11 protein-coding genes are annotated in these 14903 nt (G+C 62.3%); 9 read left to right on the forward strand and 2 right to left on the reverse strand.

Annotated elements, in window-relative coordinates; genetic code table 11:
• The first annotated feature begins 7 nt into the window (after positions 1–7).
• The 6 genes from BG83_RS0104725 to BG83_RS0104750 all read left to right on the forward strand — a co-directional run bounded on the left by BG83_RS0104725 (position 8) and on the right by BG83_RS0104750 (position 7024).
• Complete coding sequence (locus BG83_RS0104725; protein ID WP_024975635.1) at positions 8–1636, forward strand: 3-(methylthio)propionyl-CoA ligase; 1629 nt, start codon at positions 8–10, stop codon at positions 1634–1636.
• A gap of 218 nt (positions 1637–1854) precedes the next feature.
• Positions 1855–3111: a branched-chain amino acid ABC transporter substrate-binding protein gene (locus tag BG83_RS0104730; protein WP_024975636.1), complete on the forward strand. Its 1257-nt coding sequence runs from the start codon at positions 1855–1857 to the stop codon at positions 3109–3111.
• Between the two features lie 126 nt (positions 3112–3237).
• Positions 3238–4185: a branched-chain amino acid ABC transporter permease gene (locus tag BG83_RS0104735; protein ID WP_024975637.1), complete on the forward strand. Its 948-nt coding sequence runs from the start codon at positions 3238–3240 to the stop codon at positions 4183–4185.
• The gene (locus BG83_RS0104740) at positions 4186–5520 is read left to right on the forward strand and encodes a branched-chain amino acid ABC transporter permease (protein ID WP_024975638.1); all 1335 of its coding nucleotides are present in this window, start codon (positions 4186–4188) and stop codon (positions 5518–5520) included.
• Positions 5517–6305, forward strand: coding sequence for an ABC transporter ATP-binding protein (locus BG83_RS0104745; protein WP_024975639.1), 789 nt, complete (start codon positions 5517–5519; stop codon positions 6303–6305). The genes BG83_RS0104740 and BG83_RS0104745 overlap by 4 nt, the downstream gene beginning before the upstream one ends.
• The gene (locus BG83_RS0104750) at positions 6305–7024 is read left to right on the forward strand and encodes an ABC transporter ATP-binding protein (protein ID WP_024975640.1); all 720 of its coding nucleotides are present in this window, start codon (positions 6305–6307) and stop codon (positions 7022–7024) included. Before BG83_RS0104745 ends, BG83_RS0104750 begins: the two co-directional genes overlap by 1 nt.
• A 69-nt stretch (positions 7025–7093) precedes the next feature.
• On the opposite strand, the gene BG83_RS0104755 is transcribed toward BG83_RS0104750, so the two are convergent.
• Positions 7094–8620, reverse strand: coding sequence for an amino acid permease (locus tag BG83_RS0104755; protein WP_024975641.1), 1527 nt, complete (start codon positions 8618–8620; stop codon positions 7094–7096).
• Positions 8621–8697: 77 nt separating this feature from the next.
• Positions 8698–10233 carry an amino acid permease gene (locus BG83_RS0104760; protein ID WP_024975642.1) on the reverse strand — a complete coding sequence of 512 codons (1536 nt, stop codon included), beginning with the start codon at positions 10231–10233 and terminating at the stop codon, positions 8698–8700.
• A 359-nt stretch (positions 10234–10592) separates the two neighbouring features.
• Between BG83_RS0104760 and BG83_RS0104765 the strand changes: the two genes are divergently transcribed.
• The 3 genes from BG83_RS0104765 (at position 10593) to BG83_RS0104775 (ending at position 14618) form a co-directional block, all read left to right on the forward strand.
• Positions 10593–12674 (forward strand): 3-hydroxyacyl-CoA dehydrogenase NAD-binding domain-containing protein, encoded by a 2082-nt coding sequence (locus BG83_RS0104765; protein WP_024975643.1) that lies wholly within the window; start codon positions 10593–10595, stop codon positions 12672–12674.
• A 60-nt stretch (positions 12675–12734) separates the two neighbouring features.
• Entirely contained in the window at positions 12735–13373 is a 639-nt protein-coding gene (gene pncA / locus BG83_RS0104770) for a bifunctional nicotinamidase/pyrazinamidase (RefSeq protein ID WP_024975644.1), read from the forward strand.
• A 66-nt stretch (positions 13374–13439) separates the two neighbouring features.
• Positions 13440–14618 (forward strand): acetyl-CoA C-acyltransferase, encoded by a 1179-nt coding sequence (locus BG83_RS0104775; RefSeq protein WP_024975645.1) that lies wholly within the window; start codon positions 13440–13442, stop codon positions 14616–14618.
• Positions 14619–14903: the final 285 nt, after the last annotated feature.

A 14903-nucleotide genomic window follows, 5' to 3' on the forward strand; every position in this document is an offset into this window, starting at 1 on the left:
AGACACCATGGCCCTGATGGGACAAATGATGAGCGCCCCTTTGCTCATCTCGACCATCATCGAACATGCAGCGCGCAATTCCGGTTCGACTGAAGTCGTGTCGCGCCGCGTCGAGGGCGATATCCATCGCACCACGTACCGGCAAGTGCGAGACCGCTCCAAGCAACTGGCAAATGCGCTGGCCGCACTCGGTGTGCAGCCCGGCGAGCGTGTCGGTACGCTGGCCTGGAACGGCTATCGCCACCTTGAAATCTATTACGGCGTGTCTGGCTCGGGCTCGGTGTGCCACACCATCAACCCGCGGCTATTTCCCGACCAGATCGCCTACATCGTCAATCACGCTGACGACCAGTACGTCTTCTTCGACCTGACGTTCGTGCCGCTCATCGAGGGCATCGCACCGCATTGCCCGAACGTGAAGGGCTGGGTGGCGATGACTGATCGCGCGCACATGCCCACCTCCAGCGTGCCGATGCTCTGCTATGAAGAGCTCCTGGACGCGCAGAGCGCCGACTACACCTGGCCGCAGTTCGACGAGAACACCGCAGCCGGCCTGTGCTACACCTCGGGCACCACGGGCAACCCGAAAGGCGCGTTGTATTCGCATCGATCCACGGTGCTGCATTCGTATGCGTCAGCCTTGCCGGATGCCCTTGGGTGCTCGGCGCAGGACGTGATCCTGCCGGTGGTGCCGATGTTCCACGTCAATGCGTGGGGGCTGCCGTATTCGGTGCCGTTGGTGGGTGCCAAGCTGGTCTTCCCGGGGCCGAAATTGGATGGCGCCTCGCTGTATGAGCTGTTCGAGCAGGAAAAGGTGACGTTCTCTGCCGGCGTGCCGACCGTGTGGCTGGGCCTGCTGCAACACGTGCAGGCCAACAAGCTGAAATTCTCGACGTTCCGCAAGACCGTGATTGGCGGTTCGGCTGCGCCGCCGGCCATGATCCGCACGCTCAAGGAACTGGACGTGGAGGTCATTCACGCGTGGGGCATGACCGAGATGTCACCGCTGGGCACCACGTGCAAGCTGATGGGCAAGCATGCTGACCTGCCCGATGAGGCCAAGCAGCAAGTGCTCGAGCGCCAGGGTCGCGCCATCTACGGCGTCGAAATGAAGATCGTCGATGCTGAAGGTCAAGAACTGCCGTGGGACGGCAAGGCCTTCGGCGATCTCTACGTGCGCGGGCCGTGGACGATCCAGAGCTACTACCGCAACGACATGTCGCCGCTGGTCGACGGCTGGTTCCCGACGGGTGACGTGGCGAATATCGATGTCGACGGGTACATGCAGATCACCGATCGCAGCAAGGACGTCATCAAGTCCGGCGGCGAGTGGATTTCGTCCATCGATGTGGAAAACGTGGCCGCTGCGCACCCTGGCGTGCACATGGCCGCGTGCATCGCGTGCCATCACCCGAAGTGGGACGAACGCCCGCTGTTGGTGGTGATGAAGAAGCCCGGTGTGGAACTCACGCGCGAGGAGATGCTCAAGTTCTTCGAAGGCAAGGTCGCCAAGTGGTGGATTCCGGATGACGTGGTGTTCGTCACCGAAATTCCGCTCACGGCCACCGGCAAGATGCAGAAGCTGAAACTGCGCGAGCAGTTCAAGGATTATCAGTTTCCCGCAGTACAGGCTTAGCTACATATAGAAACCGCCGCCCGTGCATGGGTCACCCCGGCACGAGGACGGCGGGCGTAAGACAACCGGATCAGGGCCGGCCGCCGCGCGACGGACACGTCGACGCAGTGGGATGAAGCCCGGGCGCGTTGCAACCTGGAGACGCAAGCAGCCGCACGCCCACCAGAGGCACGCGGAGAGTGACTCGCCGGCGGCTCCACCACATGAAGGAGACACGCATGACGAAGTTCCGTCCGTTGGTTGTGGCTGTTGCATGTGTTGCGGCAATCGGTGGGGCAGTCCTGCCCACTGCATCGTCCGCCGCCGAAACCGTGAAGATCGCCTGGATCGATCCGTTGTCCGGCCTGATGGGCGCGCTGGGCCAGAACCAGTTGCGCAGCTGGCAGTACATCGCCGATCTCGCCACGCAGAAGAACTGGGCCGGCGACGGCACGAAGTTCGAAGTGGTGGGCTTTGACAACAAGCTCTCACCGCAGGAAAGCCTGACGGCGCTCAAGCAGGTGGCCGATCAGGGCATCCACTACATCGTGCAGGGCAACGGCTCGAGCGTCGGCATGGCGCTGGAAGACGCCGTGGCCAAGTACAACGAACGTAATCCGGGTAAGGAGATCGTCTACCTGAACTACGCTGCGGTGGACCCGGATATGACGAACAGCAAGTGCAATTACTGGCACTTCCGCCTGGACGCCAACTCCGACATGAAGATGGAAGCGTTGACCAGCTTCCTGGCGAAAGATCCGAAGGTCAAGAAGGTCTACCTGATCAACCAGAACTATTCGTTCGGTCATCAGGTAGCGCGTGCGGCCAAGGAATACCTCAAGCGCAAGCGTCCGGACATCGAGATCGTGGGGGAAGACCTGCACCCGCTGGCGCAGGTGAAGGACTTCTCGCCGTACGTCTCGAAGATCAAATCGTCGGGTGCCGATACCGTCATCACCGGCAACTGGGGTAGCGACCTGGCGCTGCTGATCAAGGCCGGCAAGGACGCGGGCCTAAACGCGAACTTCTATACCTACTACGCCTCGACCACGGGCGTGCCGACGGCGATGGGCTCCGCAGGCGCAGATCACGTGAAATACGTGGGCTACTGGAACGTCAACAACGACGGTTACAAGGGTGCAGATATCGTCGAGGGCTACAAGAAGAAGTACAACGACGATTTCTACCTGATGGCGTCGTACACCGGTATCGCCATGCTGGCCAAGGCCATCAAGCAGACCAAGTCTGTCGAGCCTGCCAAGGTTGCCAAGGCCTTTGAAGGCATGAAGGTCGACAGCCTGAACGGCACCTTCGAGATGCGCGCGTCTGACCACCAGGGTCAGCAGCCGCTCTACATCGCCACCTGGGAAAAAATCAACGGCAAGAACGTCAAGTTCGACCAGGAGAACACCGGCTACGGCTGGAAGACCGACGCTGTGCTCGACCAGTACGTCGCGTCGCAGCCGACCTCCTGCCAGATGAAGCGTCCTCAGTAAGGCCGCGGATGGTGTGCCGAAGGGCTGCCCGATGCTATCGTGCGGCGATGTTTTAAACGGAGTCCATGGGCCACGCATTGATGCGTGCGTCCCATGCTCCGCCGAATCTGCTGGAAGGGTTGCAGCGTGGAATTTCTAGTCATCAATCTCTTGAACGGCATCAGCTACGGGCTGTTGCTGTTCATGTTGTCTTCGGGCCTGACGCTGATCTTCAGCATGATGGGCGTTCTCAATTTTGCGCATGCCAGCTTCTACATGCTGGGCGCGTATTTCGCCTATGTCGTCAGCGGCTATCTGGGCTTCTGGGCCGCGCTGATCGTGGCGCCGCTGCTCGTTGGTGCGCTTGGCGCCGTGGTCGAGCGCTACGGGCTGCGCACGGTGCACCGCTATGGCCACGTCGCCGAACTGCTGTTTACCTTCGGTCTGGCCTATCTGATTGAAGAAGGCGTGAAGCTGGTGTGGGGCCTGCCCGCCGTGGCGTACCGCGTGCCGGACGCACTGGACGGCCCGCTGTTCACGCTGTTTACCTCGTCGTTCCCGAAGTACCGCGCCTTCATGATGCTGGTGTCGCTGCTGATGCTGGTGGGCATCTTCCTGCTGCTCACGCGCACACGTATCGGGCTTGTCATTCAAGCCGCGCTCACGCATCCGGACATGGTGGAAGCGCTGGGCCATAACGTGCCGCGCGTGTTCATGCTGGTGTTCGGCGGCGGCTGTGCGTTGGCGGGGCTGGCGGGCGTGATTGGCGGCAATGCGTTCGTGACCGAGCCATCGATGGCCGCGGCGGTCGGCTCCATCGTCTTCGTGGTGGCGGTCGTGGGCGGCATGGGGTCTCTGGTGGGCGCGTTCATCGCGTCGCTGCTGATCGGCTGCATCCAGACCTTTGCCGTCACGCTGGATATTTCGGTGACGAGCGTGCTGGAGAAGATCGGCGTCACGCTCAATCCGGACGTGCCGCTCATCTCCGTCTGGAACCTGACGATTGCGCAAGTCGCACCGGTGCTGCCATATCTGCTGCTGGTGCTGATGCTGATCTTCCGCCCGCGCGGGCTGATGGGTACGCGGGAGAGCTAAATGGAACGCACCATGCACCAACAAGCGCAACAACAAGCCGCGCTGCCGGCCAACGATCGAGCGCAGACGATGAAATTCAAACCGGTCAATCTTGCCCGCTGGCTGCTCTGGGGCGCCACCGCGCTGGTGATGATCGTGCTGCCGCTCATCTGGCCGCAGGGTTTCGCCATCACGCTGCTCTCGCAGATGGGCATCATGATCATCTTCGCGCTCTCGTACAACATGCTGCTTGGCCAGTCCGGCATGCTGTCGTTCGGGCACGCGGTGTACGCCGGCCTGGGCGCCTTCATGGCTGTGCACGTGCTCAACAAGATCGGCGCCATGCAGACGCTGGGCATCGGCGGGCCGCTCGCCGTTGCGCTATTGCCCATTGCAGGCGGCCTGGGTGGCGCGCTGTTCGGCGTGATCTTCGGCTATGTCACCACCAAGAAGGCCGGCACGACGTTCGCCATGATCACGCTGGGTATCGGCGAGATGGTGTTTGCTAGCGCGTTGATGTTCCCGGACTTCTTTGGCGGCGAGGGCGGTGTCTCCACCAACCGCAGCATTGGCGACGCGCTGCTTGGCGTGACGTTCGGGCCGGGGCGCCAGGTGTATTACCTGATTGCCGCGTGGTGCCTGATTTCGATGGCGCTGATGTATGCGTGGACGCAGACGCCGCTGGGCCGCATCGCCAACGCCGTGCGCGACAACCCAGAGCGGGTGGAGTTCATCGGCTACAACACGCAGCGTGTGCGCTTTCTGGTGGTGATCCTGTCCGCGTTCTTCGCGGGCATTGCCGGCGCGCTGTCGTGCATCAACTTTGAGATCGTGACGGCCGAGAACGTGTCGGCAGTGCGCTCGGGTTCGGTGCTGCTGGCGGCCTTCATTGGCGGCATGGGCAGCTTCTTCGGGCCGATCATCGGCGCGGTGCTCACGGTGTTTTTTACCGTGGCGCTGTCGGGCATCACCAAGGCGTGGCTGCTGTACCTGGGGCTGTTCTTCGTGCTGATGGTCATGTACGCGCCGGGCGGCATCGCCAGTCTTCTGGTCATGCATCTGCCGATCCTTCGGCGCGGCAAGCTCAAGACGCTGCTGCCGGCTTATGGCGTGGCGATCGTGCCGGCTGTCATTCTGCTGATTGCGTTGATCTCCACCGTGGAAATGATCTACGCCGTGCAGGACGACGCCTCGGGTGGTGTGGCCACGCTGTTCGGCCTGTCTGTCGAACCGAATACCCTCAAGCCGTGGATTGTCACCGCCGTGCTGTGGCTGGTGGGCGCTTTCGGTCTGCGTGCTGCGGCTGGCAAGCTACGCACCGCTTGGGACAACGCATTGCAGGAGCCGCAACCATGAGCCAACCGACATCTGGGCCGACCGCAGCGCTCGAGTTGCGCGATGTTCGCAAGCGCTTTGGCGCAACTGAAATCATTCGAGGGGTCAACCTCACCATTGGCAAGGGTGAGCGCCATGCGCTCATCGGCCCGAACGGCGCCGGCAAATCGACCACGTTCAACCTGATCTCGGGCCGCTTTCCGGCCAGCTCAGGAAGCGTGCGCCTGAACGGAGAAGAGATCAGCGGCTTGGCGCCGTTCGAGATCAACCGCAAGGGCCTGTCGCGCAGCTTCCAGATCACCAACATCTTTCATCGGTTGTCGGTATTTGAGAACCTGCGCTGCGCGGTGCTCTGGTCGCTCGGCTACAAGTATTCGTTCTGGCACAAGCTGGCCGAGCTGCGTGACGCACGCGAGCGCGCTGAAGAAGTGCTCGAGCAGATCGGCATGACACATCGGCGCGATGCCGCCGCAGGCTTGCTGACCTACGCCGAGCAGCGGGCGCTGGAAATCGGCGTCACCATCGCGGGCGGTGCCGACGTGATCCTGCTGGATGAGCCAACCGCCGGCATGAGCCGTTCCGAATCGGATCACGCGGTGGACCTCATCCGCAAGGTCACGGTAGGCAAGACGCTGGTGATGGTCGAGCACGACATGAGTGTGGTGTTTGGCCTGGCCGATCGCATCTCGGTGCTCGTCTATGGCGAAGTGATCGCCACCGATACGCCCGAAGCCATTCGCAATAACCGCCGCGTGAAAGAGGCTTACCTCGGCACCACGCTGGACGAACCTGCAGGAGCGCATTGATGGCAACGAATACTCCGATGTTGGAGGTGCGCGACCTGCACGCGTACTACGGCAAGAGCCACATCCTGCACGGCGTCGACATGCACGTAGGCGAGGGCGAGATCGTTGCGCTACTCGGCCGTAATGGGGTGGGGCGTTCGACCCTGGCCAAGTCCATCATGGGCATGGTCCGGCACGAAGGCGAAATCCTGCTGCGCGGCAAGAACGTGAGCGGCCTGCGAACCTTTGAAGTGGCGCACAAGGGTATCGGCTATGTGCCCGAGAACCGGGACATCTTCCCCACGCTGACGGTGCGGCAGAACCTGCTGCTTGGCGAGAAACGCAACCCGAGTCAGCCCAAGCCGCGCTGGCAGGTCGAAGACATGTACCAGATGTTCCCGCGCCTGAAGGAGCGTGAGAACACGGCTGCAGGTGTGCTGTCGGGCGGCGAGCAGCAGATGCTGACGCTGTGCCGCACGCTGATGGGCGACCCCGATTTCATCATCATCGACGAGCCGACCGAAGGTCTTGCGCCGCTGATCGTGACACTCGTGGGCGAGTACCTGAAGACGCTCAAGGAGCGGGGGATTTCCGTGCTGCTGGTGGAGCAGAAGCTGGCCATTGCCCTGGACATTTCACAACGCGTCTATGTGATGGGGCACGGGCAGATTGTGTTTGAAGGAACGCCCCAGCAGTTGAAAGCGGACGCGAAAGTCCGGCAGGAGTGGTTGGAGGTTTAAACGCCACACGTCGGACCACAGCGCACAGAAGGCCCGCATGGACAACCGTGCGGGCTTTTTTTCTTGCAGTCAGTTGGCGATCGTGCCCGCCGCAGTTGCTTCGGCGGTGGTTTCGGCTTGCTGCAGGTGCTCCACGCTGAACTGCATCTCCGAGTACTTCACGAACCGCGTCTTGAATTTCCAGCGGTAAGCCAGCCAGATCGCCACAAACAGGATCACACCGCAGTACGTTGCGATGAAGGCGCCAAAGTTATCCACGGGTGCAAACAGCGCTTTGGTGTTCTGCCCAAGAATGATCACCACGCACAGGATCGCCACCATGATCGGCCCGAACGGGAAGAACGGCGACCGATACGCCAGTTGCTCCACGGAATGCCCCTGGCTCGTGAACCCCTTGCGGAACCGGTAGTGCGCCAGCGCAATGCCGAACCACGCGATGAAGCACGTTACCGCAGATGTATTCAGCAGCCACAGGTAGACCACCTGGTCGCCAAACAATGAACTGAAGAAGCACAGCGCGCCAACGGCGGATGTGGCCAGCAGCGCGCGGTGCGGCACGCCGTTTGCCGACACCTTGGCAAACCAGCGCGGCGCCTGACCTTCGAGCGACAGGTCGTACAGAATCCGCGTCGACACATAGAGGCTCGACGTGCCGGACGACAGCAGCGCGGTCAGCACCACCGCATTCATCATCCCGGCGGCAAACGCGAGGCCCGCATGCTGGAACACAAGCGCAAATGGGCTGACGCCGACGTCTGTCGCTTCATTGCGCAGCAGGTTCGGATCGGTGTACGGCAGCAGCACGCCGATGATCAGGATCGCCAGCACATAGAACAGCAGGATGCGCCAGAACGTCTGGCGAATGGCGCGCGGGATGGTGCGGGAGGGGTTCTCTGCCTCGCCGGCGGCAACGCCAATGGTCTCGACACCCTGGAACGAGAACCCGGCAATCATCGCCACACCGACCATGGCCGGCACACCGCCCACGAACGGCGCTTCACCCACGGTGAAGTTCTGCCAACCCGACTGCGGCCCGCCGTGCATGATGCCGAGGATCATCGCCAGGCCGATCAGCAGGAACACGATGATCGTCACCACCTTGATCATCGAAAACCAGTATTCCGCCTCACCAAAGCCGCGCACGGAGAAGGCGTTGAGGCCAAACATGAGCAGCAGGAATGCGGCGCTCCACACCATGCCCGACACGCCCGGGAACCAGTACTTCATCACCAGCTGTGCGGCGGCCAGTTCCACAGCAACGGACACGGCCAGCGCAAACCAGTAGTTCCACCCCAGCGCAAAGCCGAAGCCTTCTTCCACGTACAACCGGCTGTAAGTCACGAACGAGCCCGAGACGGGCAGATGCACTGCCAGCTCGCCAAGACTCGTCATCAGGCAATAGACCATCACGCCGATCAGCGTGTAGGTCAGCAGCGCGCCGCCAGGCCCGGCCTGCGCAATGGATGCGCCGGACGCGACGAACAGCCCCGTGCCGATGGCGCCGCCAAGGGCGATCATCATCAGGTGGCGCGCGCGCAGGCGTCGGCGCAGTTCGGATTGGGCCTCAAGCCCGGTGGGGGTGATGGATGTGTGCATAGCCGGAGGCGCCAGGGTGGGCGGCCCAATGAAAACGCCCGCCGGATGCTGTGCAAACGGCTGGCGGAGCGGGGTGATTACTGCGTACGGTGTGCGACGGTCGGCAATTCGGGGCCGGGGTCTTGGCCGGCCAGCGAATCGCGTAGCACAGGCGGGCGCGGGAAGTGCATGTCCTGGTAACGGACAATGCCGCCGCCACGCACCAGCCGGTAGCCGATCCAGATCAGGAAGAACACCGGGATGCCGATGTACGTGGCGATCACCGCCGGCCAATCAACGGTGCCGGTGGTGAACGCCTGGTAGTTCTGGCCGAGCGTGATGACCAGGCACAACCCAAACGCGAACAACGGGCCATATGGGAAGAACTTGGAGCGGTACGGCAACTGCGCCGGATCATGCCCCTGCGCCACGAGCCCCTTGCGGAAGCGATAGTGACTGATGGCAATGCCGAGCCATGCCACGAAGCCGGTCATGCCCGAGGTATTCAGCAGCCACAGGTAGACCGTCTTGTCGCCATACAACGAACTCAGGAAGCACAGCGCGCCGACGGCGGTCGTGGCCAGTAGCGCATTGCGCGGCACACCGTTCTGGGTGAGTTGCGCAAAGATGCGCGGCGCGCGGCCCTCGGTGGCCAGGTTGTAGAGCATCCGCGTGGACGCATACATGCCTGAATTGCCCGCCGACAGCACCGCCGTCAGGATCACCGCATTCATCAGGCCCGCGGCAAACGCCAGGCCTGCGTGCTTGAAAACGAGCGTGAAGGGGCTCACGCCAATGTTCGTCACTTCCGTCGACAGCAGATTGGGGTCGGTGTACGGCACGAGCACGCCGATGATGAAGATCGCCAGCACGTAGAACAGCAGGATCCGCCAGAACACCTGCTTGACCGCACGCGGAATGGTGCGCGCCGGGTCGGCCGATTCGCCGGCCGCCACGCCAATCAGCTCCGTCCCCTGGAACGAGAACCCCGCGATCATCGCTACGCCGATCATCGCCGGCAGCCCGCCCACGAACGGCGCATCACCCATCGTCAGGTTCTGCAGGCCCGATTGCGGACCACCCTTCATGATCCCGAAGATCATCGCCAGGCCAATGCCGATAAAGAAGATGACGGTGACGACCTTGATGAGTGCGAACCAGTATTCTGCCTCGCCAAAGCCGCGCACCGAGATGGCATTGAGCAGGAACATGATGGCGAGGAACACAGCGCTCCACAGTACGCCCGGCACGTCGGGAAACCAGTAATGCATGACGAGCTGCGCGGCCGCCAGCTCAACGGCAATCGTCACGGCCCAGTTGTACCAATAGTTCCAGCCGAGTGCGAAGCCAAAGCCTTCGTCCACATACAGCGCGCCGTAGGTGGCAAAGGACCCGGAAACGGGCATGTAGGCAGCAAGCTCGCCCAGGCTGGTCATCAGGAAATAGACCATTGCCCCGATGAGGATATAGGCGGCGAGCGCGCCTCCGGGGCCCGCCTGCGAGACCGACGCACCCGAGGCCACGAAAAGCCCGGTACCGATCGACCCGCCGATGGCGATCATGGTGAGATGGCGCGCGCGCAAGGTGCGGCGCAAGCCCGGCGTCTCTGAAGACGGGGTAGCGTGTTCTGACATGGATACAGAGTGGTCGATTTTGCTCGGATCGCGAATCAAATCGACGAAATGTGACGAGACGTTCCCGCGCCTGGTGGGCGTCCGGCGAACGAAATGCGCGACTCTATCAAAACCGTCACGCAGCGGGCAAAAAATCCATGCTGCAGCACACGCGTTTGAACCCATCGGGGCACGCTGCATCGCCCGCCAGACGGCGCCGTGCAGCGCAAAAATAAAAATTGAACGACCGTGCTATTTTGTGTATTCTGTGTCGAGTCGCGGCCTTACCGCGCGTTAAAAAAACGATAGTTGAGAGACAGTTCAACCGCGAGGCACGGTGCGCCTGATCTGCCGGCCCTCGCATCACCAAAGGAACCAGCATGACTGCGGAGTACAAGGTCCAGGACGGCGTTGCCGTCATCACGCTCAGCAACCCGCCCGTCAACGGCCTTGGCCACTCCACGCGCCTGGGTATTGTCGAAGGCATGGTCAAAGCTGGCGATGACGCCAACGTCAAGGCCATCGTGATCACCGGTGCGGGCAAAGCCTTCTCGGGCGGCGCCGATATTCGCGAATTCAATACGCCCAAGGCGACGCAAGAGCCGACGCTGCACGCCGTCATCAAGGCGGTTGAGTCGAGCAACAAGCCGGTCGTGGCGGCCATTCACTCGGTGGCGATGGGCGGCGGGCTGGAACTGGCGATGGGCTGTCACTATCGTGTGGCCGCACCGGGCGCGCAGATCGCGCTGCCGGAAGTGAAGCTGGGCATCCTGCCGGGCGCAGGCGGCACGCAGCGTCTGCCGCGCGCCATCGGCCTGGAACCGGCCTTGAACATGATTGTGTCCGGCAACGCCATTCCGTCGGAAAAGCTGGCCAAGAGCGGCCTGTTCGACCAGATGATTGAAGGCGACCTGATGTCGGGCGCCATCGATTTCGCACTGAAGGCCGCAGCCGAAGGCAAGCTCCCCAAGCTGCGCGATCGCAAGGTCGAGCACGATAACCCGCAAGGCTTCCTGCAATTTGCCCGCAACACCGTGGCCGCGGTTGCCAAGAATTTCCCGGCGCCGGGCAAGTGCGTCGACGCCGTGCAGGCCGCAGTGGAAAAGCGCTTTGACGACGGTATCAAGTTTGAGCGCGACTTGTTCATCGAACTGGTGAATACGTCGGAATCGCGCGCGCTGCGCCACGCTTTCTTTGGCGAACGCGCTGCCAGCAAGATCCCCGATGTGCCGGAAGACACGCCGGTGCGCAAGGTGGAGAAGGTCGCGGTGATCGGCGCCGGCACGATGGGCGGCGGTATCTCGATGAACTTCCTGAACGCAGGCATTCCGGTCACGATGCTGGAAACCAAGCAGGAAGCACTGGACCGCGGTGTCGCCACCATCCGCAAGAATTACGAGAACAGCGCCAAGAAAGGCAAGCTCACGCAAGAGAAGGTCGAGCAGCGCATGGCCCTGCTGACCCCGACGCTGTCCTACGACGACATCAAGGACGCCGACCTCGTCATCGAGGCCGTGTTTGAAGAGATGGGCGTCAAGGAAGTCGTGTTCAAGAAGCTTGACGAAGTCGTCAAGCAGGGCGCGATCCTGGCGTCGAACACGTCCACGCTGGATGTCGACAAGATCGCCAGCTTCACCAAGCGTCCGCAAGACGTGGTCGGCATGCACTTTTTCAGCCCGGCCAACGTGATGAAACTGCTGGAAGTCGTTCGTGGCAAAGAGACTGCCAAGGACGTGCTGGCCACGGTCATGAAGCTTGGCAAGGCCATCAAGAAGACGGCGGTCGTCTCCGGCGTGTGCGACGGCTTCATCGGTAACCGCATGATCGAGCAATACAGCCGCCAGGCCGGCTATCTGCTCGACGAAGGTGCGCTGCCGGAGCAGGTCGACAAGGCCGTCGAGAAGTTCGGCTTTGCGATGGGCCCGTTCCGCATGGGTGACCTGGCCGGCAACGACATCGGCTGGGCTATCCGCAAGCGCCGCGCCGTGGACAAGCCGGACATCGTCTATTCGAAGACCGCCGATCTGCTGTGCGAGATGGGCCGCTTTGGCCAGAAGACCGGTGGCGGCTGGTACGACTACAAGGCGGGCGACCGCAAGCCGTACCCGAACCAGCAGGTCAACGACATGATCGTCCAGCATTCGAAGGATCTGGGCATCACGCGCCGCAAGATCTCGGACGAAGAAATTGTCGAGCGCCTGGTATTCGCGCTGGTCAACGAAGGCGCAAAAATCCTGGAGGAGGGCATTGCCTCCAAGGCGTCGGATATCGACATGGTCTACCTGACCGGCTACGGCTTCCCGCTGTTCCGCGGCGGCCCGATGCTCTACGCAGACACCGTCGGCCTGTACAACGTCGCGCAAGCCATGCACCGCTACAGCAAGGGCTACCACGGCGAAGCGTGGAAGCCGGCGCCGCTGCTGCAGAAGCTGGCGGACGAAGGCAAAGGCTTCAACGGCTGATGCGCGGCTAACCGACCAAGCAACTAAGCGACTAAGCAACTAAGCAACTAAGCAACCGCCATGCAATTCACGCCCACCGATTGCCTGCTGATCATCGACGTGCAGAACGACTTTCTGCCCGGCGGTGCGCTGGCGGTGCCAGACGGCGACCAGGTCATTCCGGTCGTCAACCGGCTCGCACAGGCATTCGGGCGTGTGGTGCTGACGCAGGACTGGCACCCGCGCGAGCACGTGTCGTTCGCTGCCAACCATGCAGGAACGCAACCGTTCGGCACGATCGACCTGCCTTACGGTCAGCAGGTGCTGTGGCCGGTGCACTGCGTGCAGCACAGCGCCGGCGCCGCGCTGGCTGACAACCTGGACGTGCCGCATGCGCAGTTGATGGTTCGCAAGGGCTATCACCCGCACATCGACAGCTACTCCGCATTCTTTGAAGCGGATCGCAAGACGCCGACGGGCCTGCTCGGCTACCTGCGCGAGCTTGAAATCAAGCGCGTGTTCTGCGTTGGGCTGGCCACGGATTTTTGCGTGGCGTGGTCAGCGCTGGATGCCTGTGCTGCGGGGCTGGAAGTCGCTGTCATCGAGGATGCGTGCCGAGCGATCGACCTGAACGGCTCGCTCGCGCAGGCGTGGCAGCAGATGATGGATGCGGGCATCGCGCGGTTGCAGTCGCCGGACGTTTTGAACACCTTGTCTTGAACGGATAACGGAATACATCGGGCGCTGCCCAAGCCGCGCCCGCCACCAGATACGAGGAGCAACACCATGACCGAAGCAGTCATCGTTTCCACCGCACGTACCGGCCTGGCCAAGAGCTGGAAGGGCGCCTTCAACATGACGCACGGCGCCACGCTGGGCGGCCACGCTGTTCAGCACGCCATCGAGCGCGCCAAGATCGAGCCGGGCGAAGTGGAAGACATCCTGATGGGGTGCGCGAACCCGGAAGGCGCAACGGGCGCCAACATTGCGCGCCAGATCGCCCTGCGTGCCGGCTGCCCCGTGACCGTGCCGGGCGCAACCGTCAACCGCTTCTGCTCGTCGGGCCTGCAGACCATTGCCATGGCCGCGCAACGCGTGATTGCCGATGAAGGCGACATCTTCGTGGCTGGCGGTGTGGAATCCATCTCGTGCGTGCAGCAGGAGATGAACCGCCACATGATGACCGAAGGCTGGCTCAACAAGCACAAGCCGGAAATCTACTGGAACATGCTCCAGACCGCCGAGAACGTCGCCAAGCGCTACAACATCGCCAAGGAGCGCATGGACGAGTACGGCGTGCAAAGCCAGCAGCGCGCCGCCGCCGCTGCTGCTGCCGGCAAGTTCAACGACGAAATCGTCCCGATGACGACGGTGATGGGCGTGGCCGATGCCAAGACCGGCCAGCTCATGACCCGCGAAGTCACGATCTCTGCCGACGAAGGGATTCGCCCCGACACCACGCTTGAAGGCGTGGCGAAAATTCGCTCCGCCGTGCCGGGCGGCGTGGTCACTGCTGGCAACGCCAGCCAGTTCTCCGACGGCGCATCCGCTGCCGTGGTGATGAATGGCAAGGTGGCTGCCGCCAAGGGCCTGCAGCCGCTGGGCGTATTCCGCGGCTTTGCCGTGGCAGGTTGCGAGCCGGATGAAATGGGTATCGGCCCGGTGTTTGCCGTGCCCAAGCTGCTGAAGAAGGCCGGCCTGAAGGTCGAAGACATCGGCCTGTGGGAACTGAACGAAGCGTTTGCCGTGCAGGTGCTGTACTGCGCAGACAAGCTGGGCATTCCGATGGACCGCCTGAACGTCAACGGCGGCGCCATCGCCGTGGGCCACCCGTACGGCGTGTCGGGCGCGCGCTTGGTCGGCCACGCGCTGATCGAAGGCAAGCGCCGCGGCGTCAAGTACGTGGTCGTGACCATGTGCATCGGCGGCGGCCAAGGCGCAGCCGGACTGTTCGAGGTGCTCTAAACAGACAGGCTCCCGCATAAAAACGGGAGCCTGTTTTGTTTGTGCCAGAGCTGGCTTGATCGCCAGCCCATGCACCCAGACGGTTTGGCCGTTGCTGTTCTTGCCCTTGATGGCGCCTTGAATTTTCGTAAGCGGGCGGAAACAAGACGGGAAACTGTCTGAGCGAAGCGAGTTTTTCCCGTCTCGGCCCGGTTACGGAAATTCAAGGAATCCTTCGCCATCTCGGGCGCGCCTTTCTTTTGCTTACTTTTCTTTGGCAAGACAAAGAAAAGTGAGTCGGGCCCG

Origin of the sequence: Ralstonia pickettii (assembly GCF_000607165.1) — a bacterium.
Classification (GTDB): domain Bacteria; phylum Pseudomonadota; class Gammaproteobacteria; order Burkholderiales; family Burkholderiaceae; genus Ralstonia; species Ralstonia holmesii.